This window comes from Mesorhizobium sp. M7A.F.Ca.CA.002.04.1.1 (assembly GCF_004022805.1).
GTDB classification, from domain to species: domain Bacteria; phylum Pseudomonadota; class Alphaproteobacteria; order Rhizobiales; family Rhizobiaceae; genus Mesorhizobium; species Mesorhizobium ciceri.
This window is the reverse complement of the sequence record NZ_RZPL01001288.1, coordinates 1-524: the sequence shown is the minus strand read 5'-3', so window position 1 is coordinate 524 and position 524 is coordinate 1. Positions and strand designations below refer to the sequence as shown.

Sequence of the window (524 nt, the reverse complement as noted above, 5' to 3'; positions counted from 1 at the left end):
TCCTTCGACAGCCAGGCGGCAAAGCCGGAAGGTTGGGCCACGGCCAGCAGCAGCGAGCCGTTGAAGCCGAAATGACCCTCCAAATTGAGCACCAGCATGCCATCCGCTTCCAGCGTGGTGCGGCCGGGCAAGGTCGCGGCAAGCGATTTCACCGACCAGCCGCCATCGACCGGCTCGGCGGAAAGATGCACGTCGCGCACCGTGGTGTCGCCGACCACCACCGCCGGCAGCTTGACCTCGACCGTGCCGGGGATGGTCGGCTTCGGCATATCGAGCAGCGCTTGCTCGAACGCCGCGATGCGCTGGTCCAGCGTCAGGCCGGCGCCGGCTTCGGCGCCCACCGCCTCGTCGAACTGCACCTGCGCGCCATTGGCCTCGATGGCGAAACTCGGTTTCAGCCCGAGATCGACAGAAGCCTTGCCATCGGCGGTGTAGGGGTTGTCGAGAGGCCCGGTCTCGAAGCGGAATTCGTCGACACCCAGCTTCTGGTGGTCTAGCGAAAACTTGCCGTTCAGCCGAAAGCC

The 524-nt window shown here is 65.8% G+C and carries 1 pseudogene; it reads right to left on the bottom strand.

Features of this window, described 5'->3' with window-relative positions:
* A pseudogene (locus tag ENZ75_RS33835) lies at positions 1–524 on the bottom strand (AsmA protein); the annotation flags it as partial.